The organism is Streptomyces sp. SBT349, assembly GCF_001083795.1.
In the GTDB taxonomy this organism is placed as follows: domain Bacteria; phylum Actinomycetota; class Actinomycetes; order Streptomycetales; family Streptomycetaceae; genus Streptomyces.
In genome coordinates this window covers 1-8,138 of sequence record NZ_LAVK01000336.1, presented here as the reverse complement: position 1 = coordinate 8,138, position 8,138 = coordinate 1, and the positions used below count along the sequence as shown (strand labels likewise).

Genomic DNA, 8,138 nt, shown 5'->3' with positions numbered 1-8,138 from the left:
GGCGTTGCGGGGGTGGGTGGAGGAGCGGTTGCCGGACTATATGGTGCCGGTGGCGTTTGTGCCGCTGGATGTGTTGCCGGTGACGGTGAACGGGAAGTTGGATCGGCGGGCGTTGCCGGTGCCGGACTTCTCGAGGGTGTCCTCGGGGCGGGCGCCGCGGGATGAGCGTGAGGCGTTGTTGTGTGGGGTGATGGCCGAGGTGCTGGCGTTGCCGTCGGTCGGGGTGGATGACGACTTCTTCGACCTCGGCGGCGACAGCATCATCTCCATCCAACTCGTCAGCCGGGCCCGTCGCGTCGGACTGCTGCTCAACACCCGCGACGTGTTCCAGCACAAGACCGTCGCCGAGCTCGCCCTCGTGGCGGCCCCGCTGGACGGCGCCGAGGACCGCCCCGACGACGAACCGGAGACCGGCGACGTTCCGCTGCTCCCGATCGTGCACTGGCTGCGCGAACTCGGCGGCCCGATCGACGCCTTCCACCAGTCCCGGGTCGTCCCCGCCCCGCCCGGGGCCACCGAGCGCCTGCTCGGGCAGGCCCTCCAGGCGCTCCTGGACCGGCACTCGGCCCTGCGCCTGCGGCTGGACCGCACCCGCGACCGGTGGCGGCTGCACATCCCGGCCGAGGCGCCCGTCCGCGGGGCGGACCTGCTGCGGCGGGTCGACGTGGCGGGCCTGCCCGACGAGGCGCGGGAGCGCGCCCTCGCCGAGCACCGCCGCGCGGCCACCGCCCGGCTCGCGCCCGACGACGGGGTCCTGGTCCAGGCCGTGTGGTTCGACCCGGGCGGCGGGGATCCCGGCCATCTGCTGCTCCTGATCCACCACCTGGCGGTGGACGGCGTGTCCTGGCGGGTGCTGCTGCCCGACCTGACCGAGGCGTTCGAGGCCGTCGCCCAGGGCACGCCCGTGGCCCTGGCCCCGGTGGGCACCTCACTGCGCGGCTGGGCCACCCGGCTCCACGCCCTCGCGGCCGAACGCCGCGCGGAGACCCGCTTCTGGGAGGCGGTGACGGCCGAGCCCGAGCCGCCGCTCGCCCACCGGCCCCTCGACCCCGCCACCGACACCCTCGCCACCACCGGCTTCACCGAGGTGCGGCTGCCCGCCGCGCTGAGCACGGCGCTGCTCACCGAGGTGCCCAGGGCCGTGCACGGCGGCGTGGACGACATCCTGCTCACCGCGCTCGCCCTCGCCGTTGCCACCTGGCGCGAGCGGCGGCAGAACGGCGACGGCCTCCGGCGGAACGGTCCCCGGCGAACGGATCTGCTGCTCGCCGTGGAGAGCCACGGGCGGCACCACGTCCTCGACGGCGTGGACCTGACCCGGACCGTGGGCTGGCTGACCGCGATGTACCCGGTCCGCCTCGACCTGGCCGGGCTCGACCCCGCCCAGGCGCTGGCCGGCGGTCCCGCCGCCGAGCGGGCCGTGAAGTCGGTGAAGGAGCAGCTGCGGCGGATCCCCGGCCACGGCCTGGGCTACGGCCTGCTGCGCTACCTGGATCCCGAGTCCGGGGCGAGGCTCGCCGACGGCGCCCGGCCCCAGGTGGCGTTCAACTACCTGGGCCGGTTCGCGGGCGCGCCGGGGCAGCGGCCCACCGCCGCCGACCGCCCGGCGTACGCCTCCGGGCGGTACGACGGCGGGGTCGACGGCGCGCGGCCGTTCGCACACGCCCTGGAGATCAACGCACGGGCCGAGGACCTCACCGGCGGCTCGGAACTGAGCTGCACCTGGGCCTGGCCCGACGGGCTCTTCGCCGAGGCGGAGATCCGGGAGCTGTGCGAGGCGTGGGTGGCCGCCCTCCAGGCGCTCACCGACCGGCTCACCCGTCCGGGCGCGGGCGGGCGCACCCCGTCCGACCTGCCCCTGGTCGAGCTGACCCAGCGCCAGGTGGAACGCCTTGAGGCCGACCTGCCCGCGCTGACGGACGTTCTGCCGCTCTCCCCGCTCCAGGAGGGGCTGCTCTTCCACGCCCGCTACGCGGAGGAAGGACCCGACCCGTACACCGTCCAGTTCACCTGGTCGCTGGGCGGGCACGTGGACGCGGACGCGCTGCGCGCCGCCACCCGCACCCTGCTGCGCCGGTACCCGAACCTCAGGGTGGCCTTCCGTCAGGACGATCTGGACCGCCCGGTGCAGGTCGTCGTGGACGACCCCGAGGTGCCCTGGCAGCAGCACGACCTGCGGCACCTCGACGGCGCCGAGCTCGACGCCGAGGTGGCGCGGATCACGGAGGAGGACCGGGAGCGGCGGTTCGCCCCGGGCCGTGCGCCGCTGATCCGCTGCACCCTGATCCGAGTCGCCGAGGCCGCGTACCGCTTCCTGTTCACCAACCACCACATCCTGGTGGACGGCTGGTCGATGCCGGTACTGCTCGGCGAGCTCGCCACGCTGTACGGCACCCGCGGCGACGACCACGGCCTGCCCGCGCCCGCCCCCTACCGCGAGTACCTGGCGTGGCTGGCCGGGCGGGACACCGAGGAGGCCGCCACCGCCTGGCGGGAGGCACTCGAGGGGCTTCAGGAGCCCCTGCTGCTCGCCCCGGCGGGGCTGCGGGAGACCGCCGCGCCCGTCCGCCGGGTGCTGGAGGTCGGTGAGGAGCTGAGCACCGCGCTTGCCGACCTGGCCCGCGGTCGCGGCCTGACCCTGAACACCGTGGTGCAGGGCGCGTGGGCGACGCTGCTCGGCAGGCTCACCGGCCGCGACGACGTGGTGTTCGGTGCCACCGTCTCGGGGCGTCCGGCCGACGTACCGGGCGTGGAGGCGATGGTCGGCCTCTTCATCAACACGCTCCCGGTCCGGGTCCTGCTGGACCAGAGCGAGCCGGTGGGCGCCCTCCTCGACCGGGTGCAGCGGCAGCAGTCCGCCCTGATGGACCTCTCCTACGTGCGGCTCTCCGACGTCCAGCGGCTCACCGGGCTCGGCGAACTCTTCGACACCGCAACGGTGTTCGAGAACTACCCGGCCCCGCCGGGCGGCCTCGCCGAGGAGCCGGGCGACGTGGAGGTCGGCGAGGACGGCACCAACGACGCCACGCACTACCCGCTGGCGCTCTGCGCCTCCATGCGCGGCCCGTCGCTGCGGCTGCGCGTCGACCACCGGCCCGACGTCTTCGACGACCGCGCCGTGACCGGGCTCCTGGACCAGCTGGTGCGCTGGCTGCGCGCCCTGGTCGCGGACCCGGAGCAGCCCGTCGGCGCGATCGACCTGCTCGGCGCCGAGCGCCGCGAGGACGTGCTGCGCCGGTTCAACGCCACCGCCCGCCCCGTTCCCGCGGGCCGCTGGGACGCGCTGGTCGCCGACCGGGCCCGCCGCCACCCCGACCGGGTCGCCCTGATCGAGGGCGACCGGCGGATCGCCTACCGCGAACTGGACGAACGCGCCAACCAGTTGGCCCGGCTGCTCGCCGACCAGGGCGCGACCCAGGGGTCCCTGGTCGGCCTGGTGCTCGAACGGGGCATCGACACGGCCGTGGCCGTGCTGGCCGTGGCCCGCGCGAACGCCGCCTACCTCCCGGTGGACTCGCGCTACCCGGCCGAGCGGTGCGCCTACGTCCTGGACGACGCCCGCCCCTCGCTGGTCGTGGCGGCCTCCGCCACGCGGCACCTGGTGGACGAGGCCCGCTCCGGCGTCCCCGTGCTCGTCCTGGACGACCCGGGGGTGCGTGAGCGGTGGGCGGCGCAGCCCGCGACCGTGCCGGTGGCGCGGGGCCCGCTCTCCTCCGACGACACCGCGTATGTCATCTACACCTCGGGCACCACCGGACGGCCCAAGGGCGTCGCCGTCACCCACCGCGGCATCGGCAACCTGGCGCACGCGCAGATCGACCGCTTCGCGATCGACGAGGACAGCAGGCTGCTCCAGTTCGCCTCGCTCAGCTTCGACGCGGCTGTCTCGGAGACCGTCACCGCCCTGGTGGCAGGCGCCGCGCTGGTCCTCGCGCCGAACGCCGAGCTCATGCCGGGCGCGGCGCTCACCGGCACCGTCCGCCGCCACGGCGTCACCCACGCCACGATCCCGCCGACCGTCCTCGCGGCGGTCACCCCCGACGGGCTGCCCGGCCTGCACACGCTGGTGGTGGCGGGCGAGGCGTGCCCGCCCCATCTGGTCGAGCGGTGGGCACCCCGGCTGCGGATGATCAACGCCTACGGGCCCACCGAGGTGACGGTGTGCGCGACCATGAGCGACCCGCTCACCGGCGGCGCGCCGGTCCCCATCGGCCGGCCGATCGCCAACGCCTCGGCCTATGTGCTGGACGCGCGGCTGCGCCCGACGCCGCCCGGCGTGGCGGGCGAGCTCTACGTCGCGGGTCCGGGGCTGGCCCGCGGCTACCTGGGCCGGGCCGCGTTGACCGCCGAGCGGTTCCTCGCGAACCCGTTCGGCCCGCCGGGCGAGCGGATGTACCGCACCGGCGACCTGGTCAGCTGGACACACGACGGCCAGCTGGTCTTCGTCGGCCGCGCCGACGCCCAGCTGAAGCTGCGCGGCTTCCGGATCGAGCCCGGCGAGATCGAGTCGGTGCTGCTCGGTCACCCGGACGTCGCCCAGGCCGCGGTCGTGCTGCGCGAGCCGCGGCAGGGCGGTGCCCGGCGGCTGGTCGGGTACGTGGTGCCGCGCGAGGGCGCCGAGCCCGACCCGATGGTGCTGCGCAAGCACCTGGGCGGCCAGGTGCCGGACTACATGGTGCCCGCGGCGATCGTCGCGCTGGACGCGCTGCCGGTCACCGCGAGCGGCAAGCTGGACCTGCTCGCGCTGCGCGAGCCCGACGCCGCGGGCGTTGCCGCGTCCGCCGCGCCGCGCACGCCCCGCGAGGAGGTGCTGTGCGGGCTGTTCGCCGAGGCGCTCCAGGTACGCCGGGTCGGGATCGACGACAACTTCTTCGACCTGGGCGGCGATTCGCTGACCGCCGCGGGTCTGGTCAGCCGGGTCAACCTCACCTTCGGCGCCCGGCTGAGCATCGCCGCGCTCTTCGAGGGCCCGACCGTCGAGGGCCTGACCGAGCGGATGGCGAGCGGGCATGAGGACGGCGACCCGCTGGACGTGCTGCTCACCCTGCGCGGCACCGGCGACGCGGAACCGCTCTTCTGCCTGCCCGCGGCCGGCGGCCTCAGCTGGACCTACGCGGGCCTGCTGCGGCACATCGACCCCCGGCACCCGGTCCACGCCCTCCAGGCGCGCGGCCTGTCCGGGAACGGCGAGGCGCTGCCCGAGTCGGTCGAGGCCATGGCCGAGGACTACCTGGAGCAGATCCGGGCCCTTCAGCCGCACGGCCCCTACCATCTGGTCGGCTGGTCCCTCGGCGGCGTCCTCGGCCACATGATCGCCACCCGGCTCCAGGCGGCGGGCGAACGGGTCGCCACCCTGGCCGTCCTGGACGCCTACCCGGTCGTCAACGAGCACGAGGCTGTCGAGGAGCGGCCGGAGGACGTGCTGCGGCAGTTGCTGGCCTACCTCGGCCACGACCTGTCCGAGCAGGGCGACGAGCCGCTGGACCACGCTCGGGCGCGCGCGCTGCTCGACAGCGGGGACAGCGCCATCGCCGGTCTCGAGGAGCGGCACATCGAGGCGCTGGCCCGGGTCGGCACCAACATCGCCCGCATCACCTCCGACTTCACCCTGGACCGGTTCCGCGGCGAGGTGCTGGTCTTCTTCGCCACCGTCGGCAAGTCCGGCTCCGCGTACACCCCGGAGCTGTGGGAGCCGTACGTCGACGGACGGGTGACCCGCATCGATGTCGCCTGCACCCACAACGACCTCACCAAGGCGGCGGCCTGGGCCGAGATCGCGCCGGCGATCTCGCGCTCCCTGCGCGACGCTCACTGACCACCACGCGCGGGGGCCGCCGCGGCGGCTGCCGCCCCGGCCCGCAACGACGACAACCACCTACTCACGGATGAGGAACACCCAGATGAAGGCAGCGGCACCACCCTCGACCGGGGACGGGCAGCAGGACGACGGAATCCCGGCCTTCCAGCTGATGGACCCCGAGCTGGTGAAGGACCAGTACGGCTTCTTCGCCCGGCTGAGGGAGCGGGCACCTGTGTGGTGGGCCGAACTGCCCGACGGCAGCCGTTGGCTGGTCCCGGTCCGCTACGAGGACATCCGCGCGGCGCACCTCGACCCGGTGCTGCGCCAGAAGCCGGACCCGGAGGATGACCCGGTCAGCGACGAGGAGGGCGGCATCTGGCGGATCTACAACGAGCACCCGGTGGTCTCCGACCCGCCCAAGCACACGCGGCTGCGCAAGCTGCTCAGCTCGGCCTTCACCGCCCGGCAGACCGAGCGGCTGCGGCCCAGGATCACCGAGGCCACCGACGAACTCCTCGACACGATCGCGGCGAAGGGCGCCGGCGGCGAACCCGTCGACCTGATGGAGGAGTTCGCCTGGCAGTTGCCGCTCATCCTCATCTGCGAGCTGCTCGGCGTGCCGGTGGGGCGCCGCCAGGTCTTCCACGACTGGGCGCAGAACGCCCGCGACTTCACCGGCGGCACCACGCACGAGGGCCGCGAGGAGATCGCCTACCGGATCATCGACGTCATCAAGGAGCTCGTCGAGGAGCGGCGGGCCGAGCCGACCGAGGACCTGCTCGGCCGGATGGTGCACGCCCGGGACGCCGAGGAGGGGCGGCTCAGCGAGATGGAGCTGCTGTCCACGGCGTTCATCGTGCTGCTGGCCGGCTTCGAGACCAGCGTCGGCCTCCTCGGGAACGGGGTGTACGCGCTGCTGCGCGACCCCGAGCAGCGGGCGCTGGTGGAGAAGGACCCGACGCTGATGCCCCACGCGATCGAGGAGTTCCTGCGCTTCGACCCCTCGCTCTTCCTGACCAACGTCCGGATCTGCGGCGCGCCCGCCGTCGTGGCCGGGGTGCGGGTCCGCAAGGGGCAACCGGTGCTCCTGTCGCTCGGCGCCGCCAACCGCGACCCGGAGCGCTACCCCGACCCCGACACCCTCGACGTCTCCCGCAAGGCGTCGGGCCACCTCGCCTTCGGCTACGGAATCCACCGCTGCATCGGGGCGCCGCTGGCCGCCATGGAGGGGGAGATCGCCATCGGGCGGCTGCTCGACCGCTTCCCGCGGCTGCGGCTCGCGGAGGAGGGCGAGCTGCCGTACATCCCCAACCCGATCGCGCGCACGCTGCTGAAGCTGCCTGTCCTGGTGGACTGAGCCCGGGTGAACCGGGCGATACCCACGCCACGGCCGCGCTCCTGGCCTTCTGGTCTTCCGGAGCGCGGCCGTGGCGCGCCGTCAGCGCGAGGCGCCGGGGGCGGGGCCGGCGAGAGCGGGGGCGGTCGCGCGGTGGTACTCCCACGCGGCACCGGCCAGCGCGCCGCCCCACAGCAGCCAGCAGGTGTAGAAGGTCAGCGGGACCCAGGAACGCAGGCCGATCTCCTCGATCGGCGGCTTGGTGGGGTCGCGGTGGTAACGGATGCCCGCGGTGAACGCGGCGGGCGCGACCTGGGCGAGGACGGCCACCCCGAGGCCCGCGGGCCCCAGCACCAGCCACCGCGGCACTCCGGCGCCGCCGATCCCCGGCACCCACCGCGGCACCACCCGCCCCCAGGGACGCACCAGCGCCAGCGACAGCGCCGAGCCCGCCAGCGCGGGCACCACCGGGAGCCAGCCTCCCGGGATCGCGTGGATCACCTCGGGCCGGGTGATCCCCACGTCGCTGCCGCACTCCCACGCCAGCTTCACCACGGGGTACGGCATCGACAGCGCGAACGCGGCATACCCGCACGCCCGCAGGGCCGGGCGCCCGGCGGGCCGCTGCGCGCCGGAGGCGGCGCGCGCCCCCGCGGCATCCGCCGCCCGCCCCGCCGCCTTCGTTCCACGCGCCCTCGCCGCGTCCGCCGCGGCCTCATGGCGCAGCGCGGACAGGGTGAGCGCCGCCGAGCCAAGGGCCAGGGCGCGCGTCGCCGCGACGGCGGGGTCGGGGCAAGGGGAACCGGGGACGGCACCCGCCGCGGCGCGCAGGCCGACGGCGAGCGCGTCGAACATCAGATGGCTGCCGCCCTGGACCTGGGCGACGCCGGCAGCCCGAGGCCCGCGGGCCAGCCGCCGGGCCCGCGCGCGCTCCGCGCCCGGCGACGCGGCCAGCGTCGCCAGGGCGAGAACCCCGGCCAGCGACGCGCCCTGGACCAGCCG

General features: G+C 75.2%; 3 protein-coding genes. 2 read left to right on the top strand and 1 reads right to left on the bottom strand.

What is annotated here, in order from left to right; translation table 11 throughout:
- Positions 1 to 40 precede the first annotated feature (40 nt).
- Both ADY01_RS29125 and ADY01_RS29120 read left to right on the top strand, forming a co-directional pair.
- On the top strand, positions 41 to 5,815 hold the full coding sequence (locus tag ADY01_RS29125) for a non-ribosomal peptide synthetase (protein ID WP_078900711.1): 5,775 nt from the start codon (positions 41 to 43) through the stop codon (positions 5,813 to 5,815).
- 85 nt (positions 5,816 to 5,900) lie between these two features.
- Positions 5,901 to 7,157, top strand: coding sequence for a cytochrome P450 family protein (locus ADY01_RS29120; RefSeq protein WP_159001488.1), 1,257 nt, complete (start codon positions 5,901 to 5,903; stop codon positions 7,155 to 7,157).
- An 81-nt stretch (positions 7,158 to 7,238) separates the two neighbouring features.
- On the opposite strand, the gene ADY01_RS29115 is transcribed toward ADY01_RS29120, so the two are convergent.
- The coding region (locus ADY01_RS29115; protein ID WP_049579445.1) for a hypothetical protein at positions 7,239 to 8,138 on the bottom strand (900 nt) is incomplete at its 5' end.